This is a genomic window from Joostella atrarenae, assembly GCF_021764745.1.
Lineage (GTDB): Bacteria > Bacteroidota > Bacteroidia > Flavobacteriales > Flavobacteriaceae > Galbibacter > Galbibacter atrarenae.
Genome location: NZ_JAETXX010000001.1, coordinates 536,923 through 560,078, shown reverse-complemented (window position 1 = coordinate 560,078; position 23,156 = coordinate 536,923). Strand labels below are relative to the sequence as shown.

The window sequence follows — 23,156 nt, the reverse complement described above, 5'->3', positions numbered from 1 at the left end:
AACAACGCTATAACCAACCGTTAAAGCGTTGTTTGTTTTTTTGTCAAAAATTATCCGTTAGTAATTAACGCAACAACCACTGCGAAAAGTGCAACACCTTCAATAAGTGCAGCAGCAATAATCATGGCAGTTTGAATTTTTGAAGCCGCTTCTGGCTGACGTGCAATAGCATCCATTGCAGATCCACCAATTTTACCGATACCTAAACCTGCACCGATGGCAGCTAATCCAGCTCCTATTCCAGCTAAAATCATAATAAAAAATTTATAATAGTTAATAAATAAAACTCAATATTAATGGTGGTCTTCTACCGCCTGCCCAATAAATAAAGCAGATAGTAACGTAAACACATACGCTTGTAATGCCGCAACCAATAATTCTAATCCATACATAAACAATGAAAATCCTATAGATATTGGAGAAACATATGCTGTTTGGAAAATAAAGATTAGAGACATTAAACTCAATATAATAATATGTCCTGCTGTAATGTTAGCGAATAAACGAATCATTAAAGCAAAAGGCTTTGTAAACATTCCTAAAACCTCCACAGGAATCATAATTGGTAACAACCATTTTGGAACTCCTGGAGTTGCGAATATATGCCCCCAATATGCTTTGTTACCACTAAAAATAGTAAGCAAGAAAGTAAAGGTTGCTAATACTCCTGTAAATAAAATATCATTTGTAAGTGTTCCTTGGAAAGGAAAGAATGGAATTAATCCGAAAAGGTTACCTATCCAGATTAAGAAAAATACAGTTAATAAATACGGCATGTATTTTTTGTATTTTTTCTCTCCAATATTAGGTCTCGCAATATCGTCTCTAACAAAAACGATTAAAGGCTCCATAAAACCTGCAATTCCTTTTGGTGCTCTTTTATTTTTCTTGTAAGAATTAGCTACAGGAATAAATATTAATAACATTAATATTGCTGTAACCATTAAAGTGAATACATTTTTTGTAATCGAAAAGTTTAAAGGACGTGAATTTGTAACATGATGCTCCTCATCGAAAGACAAACCTCCATCTGCATAATATATTTCATCATGAACACGTGCAAATTTTTGTCCGTTACGTTCTACGATAACTTCTCCATTTTCATCATGATGAAATTCTGAAGACATAAATGTTACTAAACCATTCTCTGTCCATAAAATTACAGGAAGTGGCATGGAAATTGCTTTTCCATTCCAATCTGCTATATGAAATTCATGAGAATCCGAAACGTGATGATTTATTAAATCCGTTGGATTAAAAGCTTCATCTGTAGTGTCCTCACTATGAGCGTTTTCGTGCTCCTGAGCGCTTGCTCCTAAAGAAACAAAAAACATTGCTAAAAGAAAAAATCTCTTGATAGATTTCTGTGCTATCCTCATACCTAATTAAAAATAAAATATATGCTCCTCAAAAATTTGGTGCAAAGGTACATTATTTATTCACATTAGGAAGTTAACAACTATTTTTTTTTCTATATAAAGCGAAAAGAAATTTTTATATCAAAAAGACCTCATTTCAAGAGTTTTATAACATAAAAAGCTTCTAAAAACAAATAGATGAAGTACGGAATAAAAAAACTAAACACCGTTGGAATAGGGTTAGCCATATCATTTTGAAATAAAGGAATCAAAAAAACGATCGCAGCAAACATCTTTAAGCCAGTAAAAGCTAAAAATGCGAGACCTGTTTTATCTGGCAACACATTATGAACTGCCAATATAGATATGTATATAATAAGGGTGATTACAAAATGAAATGTATAAATAACCCACGTACTATAAAAGAATGGTGTCTCTGGGAAGATATTTGCTTGAATAAAATACTGAGCGACTGCAAGAATAATTGTAAGTGGAATCAGTACGCTTAAAAAAGGAATTAATTTCTGTTTCATTTTAAAAAACCCATAATAGTTATGGGTTGCTAATTTTCTTTTTCTCCAAGTGATTTTACTTGGCGATATACATTATACAAGGATATAAAAACTGCTAATAGGGAAAAAATAATGGTGTATGCAGAATAATCATTCGGGAATTTTTCATCTAACCAGACACCAAAAAAAGCACCTGCTGCAATAATAATACCCATTTGCAGACCAATATTAGTAAACTTTACCCAAGAACTAAGCTGATTTTTCGTTTGCTTTTGGTTGTCTTTGTTCATCTTCTTTTAAAGATTTTAAAGAAGCACCTTTCATAGAACAAGCAGCATTAAAAGTAGCTCCTGGCTCCACAGCCAATTTACCTACCACAACATCTCCTTCTATTACCGCAGTACCTTTTAGGGTTAGTACATTTTCAACTTTAAGATCTCCATCAAATCTCCCTTCTACATCAGCATTCATACATTGTATTTTTCCGCTAACTTTTCCAGATCTTCCTATTACTACTTTTCCTTTTGCAATAATACTCCCTTCCAATTCTCCGTCAATACGGATATCTGCCTCGGAAGTTAAATCTCCTTTAATTTTAGTGTTTTCTACAATTCTATTTGTTTGTCCTGAAACAGGCTCTACTCTGTTTTTCTTTGATTCTGCGAACATCTCTATTAGTTATTAAGACTTGGGTTATTGATTTTACTTTTCTCTATATCAGACAAATAAGACGTTAGGTTCTTATGTATTTGCACTTTTTTATAGTTGCTTGACGAAATTACAAATTTCTCATTGTCAACCAAATAATCTTTGTTAATGTTTAATAGCTCCGCGTATCCTTCTGCATGTAACTTCGTGTCAAAACCATGAACTACCAAAAATACTTTATTAGGATTGTAAACGTCTTTAGAGTACGTTACATGTGTGTATTTAAGGTCTTTCAAAGAACGGTCTATCTTATCCGTAAGTTTCTTGATTGCTGCATCACTATTTCTGGTAAAAGGATAAATAATTTTCCATTGGTTAGAAGCAATGGGATCCATATTAAAAGTTGTATCTGCAATTATAGGCAACGCCTCGTCTATAATTCGCTGCGCCTCTGCCCCTTCTGGCGAATTAGGATAGTTTAAAGCAATACTACTTAATGACTTTTTATAAGCATCAACACCATATAATCTTGCGTTAGCAGAAGCTTTCAACATTTCAAACTTCAGCATAACATCTTCTCCATTATATTTAGAGATATTCTTGTCTGCTTCAGCAATTACCTTTTCATAGTTTTGATTTTCAAAATCATCATAAAGAGTAGCATAAACTGTACTCGGACTCGTTCCATCATCAGCAAGAATAGCAGATGGATTTTCTAATAGCTCCGCATATCGAGATCCGCTATGATTATTAATAATGTCATTTTTATACTGATCTGCTAATGGCGATTCTAATTGCTGATAGATTTTATACAAATTATACTTGGCAGGAAGCACCAAACGCTCTTCAGGATCATTATCAAGTAGTGTTTCTAGTTTATTTGCCGCCAATTCATATTCCACAAACTTCTCCTTATAAATTAATCCAAGTTGATAATTAGCAAAATTATAATCCTTTTTTATACTGTCTATTGCTGAAGGGTCTTGAGGAAGTTGGTCTAAATAATAGTCCAAGGTATAATAATCGGCATTATCTGTATTTATTTCTTCTGAAGCAATTGCGGTTTCTTGTACAGAAGTCATCTTATTATTCAGCCTCCAATCATCTTCCAAGGTTCTATTTCCCCAGATTTTTTTAAATTCCTGAACACCATATTGCACACTTGAAGGATTATAGAAATAAAAATCGGAGCCTCCGCTTTTATTATTATTCCCAAAGCCTGATGCTCCAGCATAACTATTTTCTTGTAACTGCGCTATTTCCGCTCTTTCTTTAGCTTTTGCCTCTTCTACTTTTAAGGAATCTATATGCCGCTGATAAAACATTTTTCTCTCCACTTCTGGCAATCCTACGATATAAAGAATACTGTCATTTCTGGCTGCAATAGCTTCATATTTTATAACACTTTCTAGATTTTCTCTCTTTCGAGTTAACGTTCTAAATTTTTTAGAATTCACATTCAAATTAGTAAGTGTACTATCATAATAAGCACCAGCATCTGCATAATATGCATTATCAAAATACATGGTGGCTAAGTTTTCATAATCTAAAGCCAATAAACTAGGATCGTTAACCGTATTCTTAATCGATTCGTTTAAATAATACTGCGCCCAATCATACTGCTCATTATTGAGGTAATACATAGCATTCAAGCGATACAATTTACCTAAATAAGGTCTGTTTTCACGATTTCGCTCTAACTTATCAAGAGCTGCCAATAAAGTTGAGTCTTCTTCTCCTCTTTCATATAAATTTTTAATCTTCTCCACATAAGCATTAATCATATAAACACGTGGAGTTTTTCTCTTTAATGCGATAACCTTATCAAACGCCATATTCGCACTATCCAACTCCCCTTTCTCATCGTAAAGCTGACCTATTATATAGTTATAACGCCCTACTTCTTCATAATTTTTAGCAGTATTGGAAGCTAATTTTAATCGGAAGATAGCACTATCCTTTTGTTCTAAATTAATATACGCCTGCGCCATCATTGCAGAAGCATCTGCATATTCTTGCTCTGTAATGTCTAACTGAAGTACTTTCTTTAAATTGGTAATTGCCACCTCCTCATTCTCCATACGGATATTGGTTTTCTCACGCCAAATCGCTGCTTGGTGGATAATATCACTATCGGTATATTTTAAAAGGATGTAATTAAAAGCCTCTAATGCAGGCACAAAACGCTGATCGTAGTAACGAGCTTTTCCAAGAAGCAAATAAGCCTCATCGATTTGCGGATTACGCTCTTGACCACCAATATTCATTCCATGTTTCTGGATTGCTTTGGTAGCTTTATCCTCAGCTCTTCTAAAGTTTGGATTTAACTGAGCAGTATCAATAATTATCTCCTCACGAATTTCCATTCGCTCCACAGGAAGCAATTCCCAATAATTATCTACGTAATTGGTTATAAGCTCTTCTTGCCCTTTAGCAAGTGCTTCTTTTCCATTGTGCAAGACATTGAATTTTGTATTTAATGCATGCCAATTTCTATTAACAAAAGCATCTTTCTTGGTAGAACACGCCACTAAAACGAGCACCATAAAAAGAAGATACGTAGTTATTTTAAGGTATTTATTCAAAGCCTATTAGTTGCAATTATAAACTGCCTCGAAACACTTATTCGAAACATTATTATACGGTAAACATTTCATTTTAAACACCATCACCCAAATACTAAACCCCAAGTGAGTAACTTTGAAGTTGACTATTTATTGCTGATATGAGGTAAAAATACATTATTTTTTTGTTCACACCGTTTTTATGAATTAATAAATCTTGATGAAGTCTATAAAGAGGAAAAATTTACAACATTTGGATATTCTTTATTATAAGCACTTTATTTACTTTCTAAAATCACTAATACAAAGTTTACTTAACATTGTTAACTCCTTTCTGCTCCCAATAACATTCCTATAAATTGATTTCACAAAAACTATACTAGGATCTTTAAACTCATAGTACTTACAACCAATATCAATTTTAAATTTAAATATAGAAGATTCTATAGTTTTATTCTACGAAAAGACAAGGATTACATTTTTTAATAATCCTGCTGAATAGAATAAAACTGAAATGCAAATTACTTATTACTATTTATAGTAAGTGATATCGAAAAATATTGAAAACGGAGGAAGCTCACCTACAATCCAATTAGACATACTTGTTTCTCGTAGAAAAGTCTGAATATTACGCCCCTTTGTTTGTGCATAAAAAAGCATATTATCATTACTAGACTTGTACCAAAGACGAACAGGCTCGATGGTTACAACGACATCTGCATTAACAAACAAAGACTCATCTGAAACATCAACAGTTATTAAGTGTTCATTTTTATAACTCTTTACAAAAAGCTGATTCTTTAAAATTGATTCTTTAGGTAAACCATCAGAAGAAAGTTTATACAAATTCATTCGAAATAAAATACTATCTATCGTATTCTCTTTTAAGGAAAAATTTATTTTATCAATTTTATATTCAAAACCTGTATTATCTATTTTTATACCATATTCTTTTCCTTTACCATAAGCGTCTGTATTGGCTTCGCCGGTATTATATATAGACTGCTTATAACCGCCAATCTTTTTATTCTTTTGCTTAAGTTTTTTAGATTTTTCCAAAACAACCTCATCCAGAAGTAAAATTTCTTGTTCTAAAAACACCTTAGGATTTGCTTTTAAAATTGAAATAGGAACGGATTTACTTTTATATCCAATACAAGAAAAAGTAATAGATACAGCCATGTTATTCTCTACAAGAGATAAATTAAATGAACCATCTTCCTTGGAAATTGTGCCTACATTTTCTCCATAAACCCCTATACTAACATACGGAATTGCCTCAGCTGTTTTGGCATCTACAACTTCACCTTTTAGGATTTTTTGAGAAAAGCCTGCATGACAAAAGTAAATTGTAAATAAAACTGATAATATGAAATACTTTTTAAACATCACTCTAGATTGATACAATTACTCAATTTATTCTTTAGCTTTATTTAATATATAATTCTTTGCAAAAACCTCACCTTTAGTCCTTATACTCTTCCGGCAAAACAGCAGCAGTTTCATTTAAAATCTCTTCAGAAAAAAAAGTTTCTAACTCTTTTAAAGTAGCTTCCGATTTCTGAATGTCTTTTACCGTTTTTCCTTTTTCTAAAACTACAATTCGTTGGCAAACTTCTGTAACATGCGCCAAATCGTGACTAGAAACTAAAACGGTAACTTCTGCATCGTCTTTATAGGTAGTTATTAATTTTTTTAATCGGATTTGCGTTGTAGGGTCTAAGTTTGCAAATGGCTCATCTAAAATCACCACTTTTGGCTTTCCTATAAAAGCAGCCACTATTCCAACTTTCTTCTGATTCCCTTTTGATAAATCTCTAAGGTATTTTTTACCTCCTAGAATCTCTCCGTGGAAAAATTCTTGAAAAGGAACTAGAAACTCATCGATATCTTCTTTATTCTGACCTCTTAATTCCCCGATAAAATAAAAATATTCTTCTGGAGTTAAATAGCCTATTAAGAAGGTTTCATCTATAAATGCAGCAGTTAATGGCTTCCAATCTTCACTTTCGTTGACTTTAAAACCGTTATTTTCTACAAAACCCGTAGAAGGTTGAATTAAATCAAGCAACAAACTAAAAAGTGTAGTTTTTCCTGCTCCGTTATTTCCAACTAAGCCGAATATTTGCCCTCCTGGAATTTGAAGTTGCTCAATTGATAAAACTGTATTTCCGTTATATGTTTTTGAAAGATTTTCTATAGTAATCATAGTCTTAATTTTTTTGTTTGTAAGCGGCTAATGTTTTGTACTTCTCTGTTTTATAAACTTTCTCGATCTTATTAAATACCTTTTCCTTTAAAGCAAAACCAGCTATTCCTGCTAGAATAACCAATCCGTATCCTAAAAAAGGACCAACAGTATAATGACCAAGTGCATAAAGTAACACGGGAAGAATCATTTTAGGGATTGTAAGTAAAAGCGTCTTTGCATTAAAGGCCTGAGAATCGCCAAAAGCTTTTTTATTACTCGTTAAATCAATTGGTGTTTTTATATAAGCACCTCCCCATAAAACCATATGAGAATTCACTCCTATATTATAAACAGCTCCAGTGATAACAGCGAGATAAATTTCCCAACCGAAATACAAATAGAAAGAGGCTACAATAGTGGTTATAATTGTTGCTATTACCATGAGCCACCATTTAGAGTCTAGATAATCGCGGTAACGTATATTCTGACTCATCATCAATGGGTAATAGGAGCTATCCCAACTCGGCACAAACTGTCCGAAGCTAAATAGAAAACCTCCTGTTACAAAAATAGCGGCAAAGATTCTCCACGGAGCACCTTGATATACTTCGATGGCATTGGAAAAAAATAAAAGCCCGTAAAAAACAAAAAGAAAACTCATAAAAACAGCTGTTTTAGAGCGTTTATTCCTATTTATAAGTTTGATATCATTCTTAAGAAATACAGAAATACTTCCAAAGCGATTCAACCAATCTAAATTCTCTGCTTTTGCCTCTTGATGTTTTGTAGCAAGACCTGCATCGAGATATAGATTCTTTTTAAAATAATTAAAAGCTACAAAATACAATGTTATTAAAAGGGCTATCGGAATAAGAGCTAGATATGGAATTCCGTAAAACGCTTGAAAAACTTGCCCTGTATATAAGGTAACATCAAAAATTTCATAATATTGAAGTCCCGCCATCACAACTATTATTGCAAAAACAATGGCTAACAACACCCCAACGCCATTCATAAAAATATTAATGAAGTTATTACAATAAACAAGCGCAAAAACTCCTATAAACCATGTAAAAACCTGAATCGGTTCATAGCCATTCATTATTAAGGCTACGGAAAACGGGAGAAAAAAGAATATATGGATGATATTAAAAAACGAAAAAACTGTTTTCCATAAACTAAACTGAACAATCTTCCCTTTCTTAAAAGGCAAGTATAATAATGGTTTGATATTTACTACAGGCATTTTCTGCAGCATATATCTAAAAAGTAAATCCAATACCAAGTAATACATCAGAAATCGACTAACGACTTCCAAAGCATTTAATTCAAGCTTCTCTTCAATCACATAATAGGCAGCACCTCCCATTACAGAAAAGGTAGCAATCATATAAAGTGCCATAAAACCCATGAAGATTTTCATCACAAGATTGGATGAAAAGGAAGCAGACCTAAAAAAAGCCTTCCACTGAAGTGTAAAAAAGTGTTTTATCATAAAATTGGTGGTTATGTTCTATATGTTAGTAGCGTAAGTTATTAATTTGTTACAAAAACTACGCTTTTAATAGTTTATATTCTGGATATACCCGACAAAGATAGCTCTCTGCCTTGCTTGGTATTTTTACTAAAATGATATATATAATAAAAACATATCCTGTAAACCCTAAACTCACTAATACACATGTAGCAACAGACCACGAAAAGAATTCATGAATCCGAAACTGAGCTATTATTTGTATGGGTAAAAATACGCCTCCTGCAAAACCTCCAAGATCAAAAATATGCTGTTCTAAAAGCCACTTTTTATTGCTTTCAGCTTGTCTCGCTTTTATCTTTTTCCGCATTCGGACCATAAAAAAAACAATCCCAATAAAGAATGTAGTTATGAGTCCGAATATTAATATGTATTTCTTTTCTGTGAAATAAAAGGCAGTATATAGAGCTCCCCAAATCGTTAGAAACTTTACAAACTCGGGCCATTTGAAATAATCTAGAAACTCATTTTTTATAAACCCTAAGTATCTTTTTCCTAGTGCTTTTTTACGCTCTTCCACAACATCCATAAAACCAAAAACACCAAACTTTTTAAATTCTGTTTGCAAAGCGTCTTTAAACGATAACTCGCTGTTTTGCTCCATTTGCAGCTCAATTCCATTTGCCAAATGATCGACTAACTCCGTTTGCAAGTCATACCACTCCACATAATGCTTTCTCGTAAAGGCGTAAAGTTCTTTTATTTCTTCTGAAGTTAAACTCATACTAACCTTAAAACATTCTTTTTAACATTAAAATGCTTTTTAAACATCCAATACGCATAAAATGGGTAAAGCAACATTTCAACCTGAATAAATATATTAATGAAATCAAAATCTTGGCTTTTAATAGCGTAGATTCCAAAACCAACATTAAACAGCACATAATATAAAACCAAAGACACAACATTTATATTATAAACAAAACTATAGCTTGTTTTAAAGCCTGACCGCTTAATAATTAAAAATAAAACTAGTAGTATAGCGACAATAGCATATTGAAAAATACCCACAACACTCGCAAAACCATCACTCACTTCTAAAGGATATACTTTTAGTATTAAAAAAAGCAGAAGTGAAATAAGAACCCCAAAACCAACTAGTTTAAATGTTAAGTCTTTAACTATAGACACACAGCTATCTATTAGAATTTTAGGTTTAGAATATCCTATCCCTAACCAAAAGCTAGAATAATCATTTAGTGCAATTCTCCATTTATCAAATGCGATGTCAGAAGCATCTTTAAAAGAAACGGACTCGTCTTTCGACATAATTTGTTCTATTTCAGTTGCAATATGATCTAATAACTCATACTTTAAGTCAACGTAATCCAAATCACGCTTTTCCAAAGCATATTTAATCGTATTTAACTGCTCTTGATTAAGTGTCATATCTTTAATTTTTAATCAATACTCCATTTAGGATTTACTAAATGTTCCATATTTCTAATAAAAGCCTCCAATTCTGCCAATCGGTTGGCGGTTTCTGTAGTTCCCTTTTGTGTTAGCTTGTAATATTTACGCATCCTATTATCCACTTTTACCACCTCAACATCTAATAATCCTTCGCCCTCCAATTTATGCAATGCAGGATATAATGCACCTTCCGTAATCTCCAATTCGCCTTTGGTGAGCTCTTTTACTTTCTGAGTGATCTCATAACCATACATCTTATCATTTTTCTCCAACAACTTCAATATTATAGTATTTAAACTCCCCTTATATAATTTAGAATTAGCCATTTTTATCATTTAATACACTCAAATATATAGAAAATATCTACATACATAAGAAAGTTATGTATAAATTTTTCTTAATGTCATTTTTTTAAGTGCTAGCAATGTCTATTTTTGCCAAAAATATTATTGATGACTCATTTTCATTCGCTTAAAGTAATAGCAATACACAAAATAACACCAAAAGCCGTAGTTGTAACTTTTGAAATTCCAGAAGATCTGGCTAGCAAATACAAATTTACTCCTGGGCAATACATTACTATCAAAAAAGAAATAGACGGGAAAGAGTTACGTCGTTCGTATTCTATATGTTCTGGGAAAAATGAAGCTACTATTTCTGTTGGAATTAAAGAAATGCCTAACGGAACTTTCTCTAAGTATGCACAGACTATTAAAGTTGGTGATGTGTTAGAAGTTCACCCACCAGAAGGGCGATTTACTTTTAATGCTACTCAATATAAAGGTAAAAATATTGCTGCTTTTGTTGCAGGAAGTGGAATAACCCCAATAATGAGTATCGTAAAGGATGCATTGCAAAATAGCGATAATAATTTCATACTTGTTTATGGAAATAAATCGCTAGAAGAAACGATGTTCCACAAAGATCTTTTAGAATTAGTACAAGAATTCCCAGATAGATTAAGCGCGCAATTCATTTACAGTCAGACAGAAGAGGTTGATTCTTTATTTGGACGTATAGAACGCTCAACAATCAACTTCATTCTAAAAAACAAGCATAAAGACACTCCAATAGATGCTTTTTATATCTGCGGACCAGAAGCAATGATTGAAAGTACTTCGGAAACCTTAAAAGAAAACGGTATTTCTCAAGACAAAATTCATATCGAGCACTTTACCACTTCAGACGATCATTCTGAAGTTCCAGATTCCATTGAAGATGGAAAAACAAAGGTTAAAGTTCTTATTGACGATGAAGAAACGGAGATCGTAATGGATAAAAAACAGCGTGTACTCGATGCTGTTTTAGCGGAAGATCTAGACGCTCCATATTCTTGTCAAGGTGGTGTTTGTAGTAGTTGTGTAGCACGATTAACAGAAGGAAAAGTAGAAATGATTAAGAATCAGATTCTAACAGACGGAGAGATTGAAGAAGGACTTATCCTTACGTGCCAAGCGCATCCTACAACAGATAGTATCTCCATCGATTTTGATGATGTATAGATAATAAAAATCACATAAAATAGATTTACAATCATAGCTTTTAAACTTCGGGTTTTTAAGCTATTTTTGTTTTTATGAAACATTATACCACTACTAAAACAGCTTTTTTATTATTACTTTCTTCTACATTCTTATTTTTATCATGTAAAGAGGACAAAAAAAAAGCAACTGAAACCGTAACTAAAGAGAAGAATCCACCAAACGTAGTACTTGTTATTACAGACGATCAAGGTTATGAAGACCTTGCTTGCTTTGGTTCCCCAGACATTAAAACACCTTATTTAGATCAGATGGCAAAAGAGGGAGTCCGACTAACAGACTTTTCTGCCACACAGCCAATCTGTTCTGCTTCAAGAGCGAGTTACCTTACGGGTTGTTATCCTAACCGTGTAGGAATTCACAATGCACTTATGCCAGATGCAGACATCGGATTAAATCCCGAGGAAACTACATTGGCAGAAATGCTAAAAGAACAAGGTTACAACACTGCTATATATGGAAAATGGCATTTGGGAGATGCTCCTGAGTTTATGCCTACCAACCAAGGTTTCGATGAGTATTTCGGAATCCCATATTCTAATGATATGTGGCCTAACCATCCGCAACAAGGGCCTGTTTTTAACTTTAAACCTCTTGCCTTGTATGAAAATGATAAGGTTATAGATACGCTAAACGATCAATCGCAATTAACAACACAGATTACAGAGCATGCGGTATCTTTTATAGAAAAAAATAAAGAGAATCCTTTCTTTTTATATGTTGCACATCCGCAGCCTCATGTTCCACTTTTTGTATCAGATAAATTCAAAGGAAAATCAGAAAGAGGTCTCTATGGAGATGTTATTATGGAAATCGATTGGAGTGTTGGTCAGATTCTAAAAACACTTAAAGAACAAGGAATAGACGATAATACGCTTGTAATTTTTACTTCAGACAACGGTCCGTGGTTAGCCTACGGAAACCATGCAGGTTCGGCTTTACCATTCCGTGAAGGAAAAGGAACTTCTTGGGAAGGTGGTCAGCGTGTGCCTTTTATAGCACGTTTTCCAGGGGAATTGCCAGCAAACAAAACAATAAGTACGCCTGTAATGGCTATCGATATTTTACCGACTATAGCTAACGTAACGAATAGTAATCTTCCGAAGAAAAAAATTGACGGGATGAATGTATGGGATGTCTTTAAAGGAGAAGAAACAGAATCTCCACACGATGCATTTTACTATTACTACCGTGTAAACGAATTGCATGCTGTGCGTTATAAAGACTGGAAGCTCTATTTCCCACACAATTATAGAACTATGGATGGGCAACCACAAGGAAAAGATGGTCTGCCGGGGTCTTATAAGTTTATAGACATGGAGAAAATGGAACTTTATAATCTAGCAACAGATTCTTCTGAAACTGTAAATGTAATAGACAAACACCCTGATATTGTTAAACAGATAACAAAGCTTGCCGATGCAAAACGAGCGGAATTAGGAGATGCATTAACAAATACCGAAGGAAGCGAAAATCGGGAGCCAGGTAGAATTAAAAAGTAAAACTATTAAACGCAAGGATTTCGATTCTTGCGTTTTTTACTTATATCAAGAAACAAAAGCATCTAGCAGAAATGGACTACAATACACTTTAGTTTGTATCTTTGCACGCATAAAACAATACGATAGTGGGAATTATAAAAGTTACCAATATACAAGTCTACGCCTACCACGGATGCTTGGTAGAAGAAGGTAAAATAGGAAGCGATTACCGTGTAGATGTAGCTGTTAAAGCTAATTTACAGCCATCGGCAGCCTCAGACAATCTTAAAGACACCGTAGATTACGTACAGATAAATAGGATTGTAAAAGAAGAAATGGCTATCCGTTCCAAACTATTAGAACATGTAGGGAAACGTATTTTAGATAGAATTCTTGATGAGATAAATATTGCTGAAGAAGCTACTGTAGAAGTTTCTAAAATCAATCCTCCAATTGGCGGCAATGTAGAACAAGTTACCATACAGATGACAATTACGAGGTAACTCTCTATTGATTATTAATCTTACAAAACAAGCGTAACTCACTTATATAAAAAGTATTAGGATTTATATTTCAATAATAAAAAAGGTAGAATCGAGAAGCAATTCTCAATTTTAAAAATACTTTTGGATAAAGAGCAATATTTTTATTACATTTGCGCACTGTAAAAAGGCATCGTGGCCGAGCGGCTAGGCAGAGGTCTGCAAAACCTTGTACAGCGGTTCGAATCCGCTCGATGCCTCAAAAAAAATCCATCTTCTCAGATGGATTTTTTCATTTTATATAGTTTCTATAAAAACTTCTTAATCAATTGTAAGCACAGCTCCAAGGGTTAAAGTCATCCCACGCCCCTTCTGGTAATATGGTCCAGTTCCTCGTACTTCAGAATTAACTGGGAAATAATCAGCATTAAACAAATTATTAATACCCATCGTGAATTTCACTTTATCCATAGTATATCCAGTATATAAGTCTAATAACGTATATCCTGTAATTGGATTTTTACCATATTGACCTAATTCATCATCAGAAAAAACATCTCTACTACCTATATGAAGGGCTTGAAGTAACACACTCCAATTATCTAAAATCATATAATTCACAGAACCCGTTAATTTCAGTGGCGGAACAATGGCATTATACAACTCAGATTCATAACTAGAATCGTTATCGCTATCTTCTTTTCCATCTACATATCCAACAGAAGTAGATAATGTAAGTTTATCTCCAATTGGTGCAGATACAATAGCCTCAACTCCATATATTTTTTGTGGCTGTATGCTAGTTTCATAAGTACCTGGTGAAACTTCTATAAAACGAACCCCTTTTTCTGACGTGCTATAATAACCAGCCACTTGATAATTAAAAATCCCTAAATCTCCATCAAATCCTATTTCATAATTATTTGTAATCCCCGGATCCACTTTAAAATCATTTACAGATAATCCATTTCTAAGCGCCAAACCAATATCTCCAATGGTATATCCTTGAGAAAAACTAACAAACGGCTTAAGCGGTTTCCATTTATTGTATTTTAAACCAGCGTTAAATACAAGAGCATGGTCATTAAAAGATTTTCCATCTAAAAGTTCTCCTTCAAAAGGGTATTCCCCGATATTAACATTTAAATCCTCATATCTAATCCCTCCTTTTACAACAAAACCTGAGCTAAACACTAATTTAGCTTGCGCATAAGGAGCTACACTTTCTAAATCTATTTCTGGTGTAACCAAACTCTCATCCAGTCCTTTTTGCACAGTAAAATCGTCTAATAAATCCAATCCATAGGTAAGAGATAAATTAGCGTTTTGACTAACGCTAACATTCGTATTAAAGTTGAAGCGCAATCCTTGGTTTGTAGCTAATATTTTATTGTAACCTTCAAAGACATTATCAGAATCATTATAATAAGCTGTAGCATTAAGATCGGTATTCCAAAAAATATCTTCCCCTAGGTATTTAAAATATAGGTTTATATTTTTTGGTGTTCCTCCTTTTATATCCGAATCTCCAATAACTCCAATTGCTGGCTCACCGCCATAAGTTCCTCCTTGAGTAATATACTTACTATCCTGCTCGCTATGGTATGTATTTGCCATAAACTCCAAACGATGCTTATCGGCAACTTGATACCCTAACTTACCGAAGAAATTAGTAGATGTTGTCTCTCCTAATCCATAAAGTGGCCCTATTACTTCTCCGTCTGCAGATCGCTGTACGCCAGTTTCTCCATACTCTCCAGATAAAACCATATCAAAATCATTCGTTTTAACAAAAAGCGATGGATTAACAGAAAATCCTAAGGTTTCATCAACATTAACAAGGTTAAAAGAACCTTTAGTATTAAGCATAAACTTTGTACCATCTTTCATTAAAGGCTTCTTTGTTATATAGTTTATAACTCCACCTGTAGCACCATTTCCATAAGTTGCACTGGCACCATTTATAACCTCAACCCTTTCTAATACTTGAGAAGATATTGTACGTAAATCTCTAGACCCATCTCTTAATGGAGACGTCTGAGGAATCCCATCTATCAACACCAAAGGATCTCTCCCTCTTAGTTTTGTAGATATTGCATTCTGACTTTCTTCGCTTGGCGATAATCCTGGTACTTTGTATGCCAGTATATTCGGGAGGTTATCATCAATAACAGATTGCTCAAAAATATCTTCACTACTAATAACATTTACAGTACTTGGTACTTCAGAAAGACTTTCTGGCACTCTACTTTCTGTAACAATAACTACCTCATCAAGGCTATAGTTATCTTCTTTTAAAACAATATTAATGGTTTTAGATTGCGTTTCAGTAAAACTAACTTCTCTCTTTATAGCTTGATAACCCATATGAGAAAATACTATTTGATAAGTTCCCTCCGCTTCAAATGCTAAGGTAAAATGCCCTTCAGAATCTGTAGTTGTTCCTATACGGCTGTTTAAAACTGAAACATTTACTCCTGATAATGGAGTAATCGACTCCCCTGTTACAACACCCTCAATAATATAATCTTGTGAAAATACAGAAAGCGATGTTAGGAGAAATAAACATAGAAGATATTTCATCTTATTTAGACTAATTAAAATTAGCTGCAATAATACCGCTTTTTCAAGAAAATGGAAAGGCAGATTTAACAAATTTGAAAGGTTTTACCACATAATAAGGAGGGTTTTACTCCTTCAACACTTCATAACAAAGAAGCTTCTTAACTATATAGTTTTCAATTCCGCAAAAATTAAAAGGCTTTCTTACATTTATACAACTTTATAATTATATTTACTGCTGATTTTATATCAATCTACATAAAAATCTACCTAAACTGAAATGAATGAACAGACGTAATGCAATTAAAAGCTTAGGACTACTAACCGGAGGTATGATGCTTATGCCTTCTTGTAGTTTTTTAGACAAAAGGACCCCTATTGTTCTTAATAAGCTAAAGATAACGGAAGACGAAGAAATATTATTCGAGGAAATTGTTGATACCATGCTCCCAGAAACCGACACTCCCGGAGGCGTTTCCCTAAAAATTCAGAATTTTGTTTGGGTAATGCTAGACGATTGTGCGGATAAAGAGAAACAAGACACTTTCTTAAGAGGCTTAAGACTATTTAACCCCACTGTGAAAGAAAAATATGGAGATGAGTTTTCAGATTTTAATGCTGAAGAAAAACTTACCACCCTACAACAACTATTTAAAGATGAAAGCCTAAATGAAGACCTCGTTGCCTTCTTACATACCACCAAACAAACTGCTGTTTGGGGTTATAAAAACAGTGAGTATTATATGACGAACTTAATGCCATATAAACTTGTTCCTGGTTCTTTTTCTTATAAAACTAAAACGATTAACGCTTCCGATAAAATAAACATAAATGCCTAACTTCAATATAGACAGCAAAGAGAAAAATACATTTGACGCGATTGTTATCGGTTCAGGAATGAGTGGCGGTTGGGCCGCAAAAGAGTTTGCCGAAAAAGGATTAAAAACATTGGTTTTAGAGCGCGGAAGAGATGTAACTCATATAAAAGACTATCCAACCACCAACATGCAGCCTTGGGAAATGAAGCATGCCAATCAAACTACGTTCGATACGCAAAAGGAGAACCCAATAGCAGCTAGGTGTTACAATTTTAAAGAAGACTCACAGCACTTTTTTACAAAAGATAAGGAGCAACCTTATATCCAAGAGAAGCCATTCGATTGGATTCGAGGGTATCAAACGGGAGGTAAATCGCTTCTTTGGGCTAGACAAACGCAGCGTTTAAGCGACTTTGACTTTGAAGGACCTGCGCGAGATGATTTCGCTGTAGATTGGCCAATCCGCTATAAAGACCTTGCCCCGTGGTATAGCTATGTGGAGAAATTCGTTGGGATTTCTGGGGAATATGATAATATAGATGTGCTTCCAGATGGGGAGTTCTTAAAATCGATGGGGTTAAATCCTACGGAAGAATATTTTAAAAAGGTTATTGCTGAAAAATATAATAACGAGCGCCATGTAATCTATGGGCGTTGCGCACATATTACCGAGAACAAAGACATCTTCATGAAACAAGGAAGAGCCATGTGTCAAACACGAGATTTATGTCGTCGTGGCTGTCCGTTTGGAGGTTACTTTAGTAGTAATTCTAGTACTCTTCCTTGGGCGCAAAAAACTGGTAACCTTACCATGCAACACGATGCCGTTGTACATTCTATTGTTTATGATGATAAGAAAGAAAAGGCTACGGGAGTGCTAGTAATAGATGCTAATACCAAAGAAACAACCGAATATTTTGCGCCTATTATCTTTGTAAATGCAAGTGCTTTTAATTCGAATATGATTCTCCTTAACTCTAAATCGAATCGCTTTCCGAACGGATTGGGGAACGACAACGGACTCCTAGGAAAATACATTGCTTTCCATAACTATAGAGTAAGCATGAGTGCCGAATACGATGGCAATTTAGATGTTACTACGGAAGGAAGAAGACCAACAAGCGGCTATGTACCAAGGTTTAGAAATGTACATAAGCAAGAAACCGACTTCCTAAGGGGGTATGCTGCTGGCTTTGGTGCTAACCGACAAATAATTCAGAATGCTGATGGTCTCGGCGAAGATTTAAAACAAAACTTGGTGAATCCAAAGTATGGAAACTGGCGTGTAGGCTCGCATATGATGGGAGAAACCATTCCGAAAGAAGAAAGTACATTGAGTTTGGATACTGAAAAAACAGATCAATACGGAATTCCACAGTTACGCATCAATTTAGATTATGATGATAACGATGAAAAAATGATTGCCGATTATGTAGAGCAGTTTACAGAAATGTTTGAAGTAGCAGGATTTACCAATATTAAGGTTCATGATGTACCAGACAAAGCTCCAGGACTTGATATCCACGAAATGGGCGGTGTACGTATGGGGAACGACCCAAAAACGTCGCTTCTAAACAAATGGAACCAGCTCCACGCCTGTAAAAATGTATATGTAACAGATGGCGCTTGTATGACCTCAACAGCCACACAAAATCCATCGTTAACCTATATGGCGCTTACAGCAAGAGCTTGCGACCATGCTATTAAAGAATCCAAAAAAAGACTTTCATAAATTATAATTTTCAAAACCAAAAAGCCACTCCTTGCAGAGTGGCTTTTTGATTGTATGTTGAACTTAAATCTTGGGATTTAAAGCATACGTATATTTATGTTATAAAAATCCGCTACGCCATTAAATCATATTTTGAAATTGACCTATCTATAAATTAATCTGAAATTGAATTCTTTTATTTCTGATGATTTTTTCTAACTCTTCAATGGTTAACATTGCATAAGAAGGAGACTTCTCATTTAGAGATACGAAACAAAATCTAAATCTATCGCCTAATAATTTCCCGAAATTAAATTCATTTTCCGTTGCTCCAAAAAAGAACCCTTTAGGATTGTCAGGAAGATACTTTTTTGTGGTTTTTAATTCTATAAATAAAATCTCATCTAGATGTGTTTCAATGTAATCTTTTTCAAATACAATTCCTTTTAATTTAGGAATATAAACCATATCAAAAGATTGTAAAAAATTATGAGGAATATTAACTCTATCCAAAAGCTCTCTTTTCATTTCTTTATCAATCTTGAAAAATCCTGTTTCTTCCTCAATTAGATAATTTATTCCTTGTTTTTCAGTAACATTATTTGATAATGTCAATTTAAATGAATGTTTTCTTGACATTAATCTTCAGTTTTTAATTCGTATTTTTTAAGTAACTCTTTAGCATTATCAAATTTTAAAAGCTCGTCAAGAGTTAAATTGAAGGCTTTAGCAAAAATCGCCATATTGGTAAGTGAAATATTTCGTTCACCTCTTTCTATCATTCCGATATAAGTTCTGTGAAACCCCGTTTTGTGTGATAACTGCTCTTGACTTAATTCATCATGAGTTCTTAAGTAGCGTATTCTATCGCCAAATTCTTTTAAAAGAAATTTATTTATCATAAACCAAAACTATACTGATTGTATGCCTTAAGCAACCGACAATATGTATCATTAAGACGGTGTGTTTATGCGTTAGGGATTGCAGAGAAAATCCTTTTTTGATTTTTCTTCAAAAAATATTGTAACGAAAAGCCCGACCTTTAGGTAACGCCCAAATGATAAAAAGGTAATTTTGGTTAAATAATAGAGAAGCTTTATTTCTGTCATGAATCGATTTCTGATGCTGAACCCGGTTTCAAAGAAGCTGGAATTGAGCTAAAATCAAGTCCTTTAAAAACCCTAAAAACTGTAGTATACAAACCCACACCAACTAAAACCAAAATGGACTTTAATACTTTTCACACAAGTATAAAAGTTTCCCCAGCAACTAATTGCCTATCATAACACCACCACAAATCTCCCCCACACCAAGTTTGTCTTTCCCCACGGTGGGGAACGGTGTTCTACCCGTGGGGACGGCTTTACTATACGTGGGGAAGCCTCTCATACGTGTGGGGAGCACTATTTTGGGTGTGGGGGAGCTTATCTACCCTGTGGGGAAACCCCTAAGTAGTGTAATGTATTGGTATTTTACATGAGATATTTACCCTTAAAGAGGGTTAAAAGATATTCTGATGCTTAAATAGCAACTATTCTTTGGTATGAAGTAAGCGTGTAAGTTTAATGGAAACGTCTGTGAGTATAATTTTAGAATTTCCGTTACGCTCAATATGGTAAATGGCGTCTTCTAGCTCTTCCGTGATTTCGAGAATGTTATTTCCATGCACAAAAGGTGCAAATTTTTCTAGCTTAAATCCTTCCACAGAGAAATCCATAAAGGCGAGCTCTCCTGCTTGATAATTTACTAGCATTGCTTGCCTAAAAACATCAATACAGAACAGTAAAAACTTCTTTTGTGTTTCGCGCCCTGTTTTGGCAACCTCCTCACTCCACGAAAGTAAATCGTGAATAACGGCTTTATTTCCTCTCGCCTTAAATGCAGCACGTACCCAGCTTACAAACCATTTTTCGAATACCAAATCTTCAGAATCGCGGTTCACCAAATCTATCGCCTTATTAAAATTTCCGTTTGCTTGGTGCGCTATTTTAAGCGCCGCATTGGCATCCAATCCTTTTGCTTGTAAGGCTTCCGTTATTACGTTTTCTGCTAATGGTGGGAAATGTAAAATCTGACAACGAGAGCGAATAGTTTGGATAATCTGCTCCTCATCTTCAGCAATAAGAATAAAAAAGGTTTTGCTTGGTGGCTCTTCAATAAGCTTTAGTAATTTATTGGCAGCAGCAGTATTCATTTTATCTGCCATCCAAATAATCATCACCTTATACCCTCCTTCATAGGCTTTTAGCGATAATGATTTTACAATATCTTGCGCCTCATCTACACCAATAAGTCCTTGTTTGTTTTCTATCTCTAGAATCTGATACCAATCGAAAAGATTACCATAAGGTTGCTCTTTTACAAAGGTTCTCCATTCGGTTAAAAAGTGATTACTAACGGGATTTTTCTTTACCTTATCTGTGGTAGCCACCGGAAAGGCAAAATGTAAATCTGGATGTGTAAGGTTATTAAATTTTAGGTTGCAAGAAGCATTTCCTGTAGTGTTCTCACTACCTGTATTGCCACATAAAACATATTGTGCGTATGCTATTGCCGCTGGCAACACTCCGCTACCTTCTGGCCCAACAAATAGTTGTGCGTGTGGTATTCTGCTATTATCGGCACTATACGTTAGATGTTTTTTTATATGAGCCTGCCCTAAAACTTCGCTGAAAAGCATATTTTCTTCTTTACGGTGTGAAAGTAACTTTTCTCTTTTGTTTCTACAAATGATATTTTGATTACTTGTACATGGGAGCTTATAAATAGAATGTGCTCTTGGCTCCTTCAATTGTGTACGTATCAAGAAAGCAACGATTATGTTATTGCAAGAATGAGTGTTATGAAGCTAATGTATTGTTTGTTGCTGAAAATAATTCAGCAATAACCCTTTAAACTACCGTTGAAAATTAACATTGTAACGAATTTAATATCGATTTAACTTTATATAACTCTTTGTGTTTTCTTAGGTAACGATAAATAGTTAAATTTGCGCCTTAATTAACCCAAGAATAAGATGAAGACGATAGACGATTTTAATTTTGAAAATAAAAAAGCTTTAATCCGTGTAGATTTTAATGTACCATTGGATGCTGAATTTAATATTACAGACACCAATCGTATAGAGGCTGCTAAACCAACTGTTATTAAGGTTCTTGAAGATGGTGGAAGCGCTGTTTTAATGAGTCATTTAGGGAGACCTAAAGGGGAAGTTAGAGACGATATGTCTTTAAAGCACCTTGCTAGTAAGGCTTCTGAAATCATTGGAGTTCAAGTTAAATTTATCGATAAATGTGTAGGTAGAGTTGCTGAAGAGGCTGTTGCTGCTTTACAACCAGGAGAGGTATTATTACTAGAGAATTTACGTTTCCATGAAGAGGAAGAAAAGGGAGAAGAAACTTTTGCTGAAGGACTTTCTAAACTAGGAGATATTTACGTAAATGATGCTTTTGGAACTGCTCACCGTGCGCATGCGTCTACAACTGTTGTAGCTAAGTATTTTGGTGAAAACAAATGTTTTGGATACTTAATGGCGAAAGAAATTGAGTCGATTAGAAAAGTAATGGAAACTGGAGAAAAGCCTATTACTGCAATTCTTGGAGGGTCTAAAGTATCGTCTAAAATTACAATCATCGAGAACATTTTGGATAAAGTAGATCACCTAATTATTGGTGGTGGAATGACATATACTTTTGTAAAAGCTCAAGGCGGAAAGATTGGAGATTCTATCTGTGAAGATGACAAACAAGAGTTGGCTCTTAGTATTTTAAAAGAAGCTAAAGAAAAAGGAGTTCAAGTACATTTACCTGTAGATGTAATTGCTGCGGATGATTTTAATAATGATGCTGAGACTCAAATTTCTCCTGTAAGTGAGATTCCAGACGGATGGCAAGGTTTAGATGCTGGTCCTAAAACATTAGAGAATTTTAAACAAGTTATTTTAGATTCTAAAACTATTCTTTGGAATGGTCCTATTGGAGTTTTCGAAATGGAAACTTTCTCAAAAGGAACTATCGCAATTGGTAGTTTTATAGAAGAGGCTACTAAAAAAGGAGCGTTCTCTCTTGTTGGTGGTGGAGATTCTGTTGCCGCTGTTAAACAATTCGGTTTTGAAGATAAAGTAAGTTATGTTTCTACCGGAGGTGGTGCAATGCTAGAGAGCTTAGAAGGGAAAACACTTCCTGGAATTGCTGCTATTCTAGACTAATACAAGCAAATAAATACATTAAATAAACAACTAAGGTTCGCCCAAAGATTGTTTATTTAAAATACAATTATAAAAACAGGTCTTCGGTCATCCGAAGGCCTGTTTTGTTTTATACCTCCTACGCCAGAGCTATT

At 34.2% G+C, this 23,156-nt stretch carries 22 protein-coding genes and 1 tRNA gene; 7 read left to right on the top strand and 16 right to left on the bottom strand.

Annotation, left to right across the window (positions count from 1 at the left end; all coding sequences use genetic code 11):
- Window positions 1-50 precede the first annotated feature (50 nt).
- The 12 genes from atpE to JM658_RS02360 all read right to left on the bottom strand — a co-directional run bounded on the left by atpE (window position 51) and on the right by JM658_RS02360 (window position 10,546).
- Window positions 51-254, bottom strand: a complete 204-nt coding sequence (gene atpE / locus JM658_RS02415) for an ATP synthase F0 subunit C (RefSeq protein WP_236957629.1) — start codon at window positions 252-254, stop codon at window positions 51-53.
- Between the two features lie 39 nt (window positions 255-293).
- Window positions 294-1,379: a F0F1 ATP synthase subunit A gene (gene atpB / locus JM658_RS02410; protein ID WP_236957628.1), complete on the bottom strand. Its 1,086-nt coding sequence runs from the start codon at window positions 1,377-1,379 to the stop codon at window positions 294-296.
- A 131-nt stretch (window positions 1,380-1,510) separates the two neighbouring features.
- Complete coding sequence (locus JM658_RS02405; protein WP_236957627.1) at window positions 1,511-1,891, bottom strand: hypothetical protein; 381 nt, start codon at window positions 1,889-1,891, stop codon at window positions 1,511-1,513.
- Between the two features lie 29 nt (window positions 1,892-1,920).
- Window positions 1,921-2,160 carry an AtpZ/AtpI family protein gene (locus JM658_RS02400; RefSeq protein WP_236957626.1) on the bottom strand — a complete coding sequence of 80 codons (240 nt, stop codon included), beginning with the start codon at window positions 2,158-2,160 and terminating at the stop codon, window positions 1,921-1,923.
- Entirely contained in the window at window positions 2,120-2,539 is a 420-nt protein-coding gene (locus tag JM658_RS02395; RefSeq protein ID WP_236957625.1) for a bactofilin family protein, read from the bottom strand. Before JM658_RS02395 ends, JM658_RS02400 begins: the two co-directional genes overlap by 41 nt.
- A gap of 5 nt (window positions 2,540-2,544) precedes the next feature.
- Entirely contained in the window at window positions 2,545-5,103 is a 2,559-nt protein-coding gene (gene porW, locus JM658_RS02390; RefSeq protein WP_236957624.1) for a type IX secretion system periplasmic lipoprotein PorW/SprE, read from the bottom strand.
- A 510-nt stretch (window positions 5,104-5,613) separates the two neighbouring features.
- On the bottom strand, window positions 5,614-6,471 hold the full coding sequence (locus JM658_RS02385) for a carboxypeptidase-like regulatory domain-containing protein (RefSeq protein ID WP_236957623.1): 858 nt from the start codon (window positions 6,469-6,471) through the stop codon (window positions 5,614-5,616).
- A 76-nt stretch (window positions 6,472-6,547) separates the two neighbouring features.
- Window positions 6,548-7,291, bottom strand: coding sequence for an ABC transporter ATP-binding protein (locus JM658_RS02380; RefSeq protein WP_236957622.1), 744 nt, complete (start codon window positions 7,289-7,291; stop codon window positions 6,548-6,550).
- Window positions 7,292-7,295: 4 nt separating this feature from the next.
- Window positions 7,296-8,768 (bottom strand): DUF5687 family protein, encoded by a 1,473-nt coding sequence (locus JM658_RS02375; protein ID WP_236957621.1) that lies wholly within the window; start codon window positions 8,766-8,768, stop codon window positions 7,296-7,298.
- A 58-nt stretch (window positions 8,769-8,826) separates the two neighbouring features.
- On the bottom strand, window positions 8,827-9,531 hold the full coding sequence (locus JM658_RS02370; protein WP_236957620.1) for a hypothetical protein: 705 nt from the start codon (window positions 9,529-9,531) through the stop codon (window positions 8,827-8,829).
- Window positions 9,528-10,196 carry a hypothetical protein gene (locus tag JM658_RS02365; protein WP_236957619.1) on the bottom strand — a complete coding sequence of 223 codons (669 nt, stop codon included), beginning with the start codon at window positions 10,194-10,196 and terminating at the stop codon, window positions 9,528-9,530. The genes JM658_RS02370 and JM658_RS02365 overlap by 4 nt, the downstream gene beginning before the upstream one ends.
- Window positions 10,197-10,207: 11 nt before the next feature.
- Window positions 10,208-10,546, bottom strand: coding sequence for a PadR family transcriptional regulator (locus tag JM658_RS02360; protein WP_236957618.1), 339 nt, complete (start codon window positions 10,544-10,546; stop codon window positions 10,208-10,210).
- 126 nt (window positions 10,547-10,672) lie between these two features.
- On the opposite strand from JM658_RS02360, the gene JM658_RS02355 reads away from it, so the two are divergent.
- From JM658_RS02355 to JM658_RS02340, 4 genes are all read left to right on the top strand, one after another.
- A complete protein-coding gene (locus tag JM658_RS02355; protein WP_236957617.1) occupies window positions 10,673-11,722 on the top strand; it encodes a ferredoxin--NADP reductase in 1,050 nt (349 codons plus the stop codon).
- Window positions 11,723-11,796: 74 nt separating this feature from the next.
- Window positions 11,797-13,263, top strand: a complete 1,467-nt coding sequence (locus JM658_RS02350) for a sulfatase family protein (RefSeq protein ID WP_236957616.1) — start codon at window positions 11,797-11,799, stop codon at window positions 13,261-13,263.
- Between the two features lie 125 nt (window positions 13,264-13,388).
- A complete protein-coding gene (folB, locus tag JM658_RS02345) occupies window positions 13,389-13,745 on the top strand; it encodes a dihydroneopterin aldolase (RefSeq protein WP_236957615.1) in 357 nt (118 codons plus the stop codon).
- A gap of 168 nt (window positions 13,746-13,913) precedes the next feature.
- Window positions 13,914-13,984, top strand: a tRNA-Cys gene (locus JM658_RS02340).
- 61 nt (window positions 13,985-14,045) lie between these two features.
- On the opposite strand, the gene JM658_RS17110 is transcribed toward JM658_RS02340, so the two are convergent.
- Window positions 14,046-16,307, bottom strand: coding sequence for a TonB-dependent receptor (locus JM658_RS17110; RefSeq protein ID WP_262911717.1), 2,262 nt, complete (start codon window positions 16,305-16,307; stop codon window positions 14,046-14,048).
- A 263-nt stretch (window positions 16,308-16,570) separates the two neighbouring features.
- On the opposite strand from JM658_RS17110, the gene JM658_RS02330 reads away from it, so the two are divergent.
- Together JM658_RS02330 and JM658_RS02325 are read left to right on the top strand one after the other, a co-directional pair.
- The gene (locus JM658_RS02330) at window positions 16,571-17,125 is read left to right on the top strand and encodes a gluconate 2-dehydrogenase subunit 3 family protein (RefSeq protein ID WP_236957614.1); all 555 of its coding nucleotides are present in this window, start codon (window positions 16,571-16,573) and stop codon (window positions 17,123-17,125) included.
- Window positions 17,118-18,836 (top strand): GMC oxidoreductase, encoded by a 1,719-nt coding sequence (locus JM658_RS02325; RefSeq protein ID WP_236957613.1) that lies wholly within the window; start codon window positions 17,118-17,120, stop codon window positions 18,834-18,836. The genes JM658_RS02330 and JM658_RS02325 overlap by 8 nt, the downstream gene beginning before the upstream one ends.
- Before the next feature lie 147 nt (window positions 18,837-18,983).
- Here the strand turns inward: JM658_RS02325 and JM658_RS02320 are convergent, their stop codons facing one another.
- From JM658_RS02320 to JM658_RS02310, 3 genes are all read right to left on the bottom strand, one after another.
- A complete protein-coding gene (locus JM658_RS02320) occupies window positions 18,984-19,454 on the bottom strand; it encodes a hypothetical protein (protein ID WP_236957612.1) in 471 nt (156 codons plus the stop codon).
- Window positions 19,454-19,717, bottom strand: coding sequence for a helix-turn-helix domain-containing protein (locus JM658_RS02315; RefSeq protein ID WP_236957611.1), 264 nt, complete (start codon window positions 19,715-19,717; stop codon window positions 19,454-19,456). Before JM658_RS02315 ends, JM658_RS02320 begins: the two co-directional genes overlap by 1 nt.
- Before the next feature lie 629 nt (window positions 19,718-20,346).
- Window positions 20,347-21,495: a DNA polymerase III subunit gene (locus JM658_RS02310; protein WP_236958058.1), complete on the bottom strand. Its 1,149-nt coding sequence runs from the start codon at window positions 21,493-21,495 to the stop codon at window positions 20,347-20,349.
- 336 nt (window positions 21,496-21,831) lie between these two features.
- Here JM658_RS02310 and JM658_RS02305 point away from each other — a divergent pair, with 336 nt between their 5' ends.
- Window positions 21,832-23,022, top strand: a complete 1,191-nt coding sequence (locus tag JM658_RS02305; RefSeq protein ID WP_236957610.1) for a phosphoglycerate kinase — start codon at window positions 21,832-21,834, stop codon at window positions 23,020-23,022.
- Window positions 23,023-23,156: the final 134 nt, after the last annotated feature.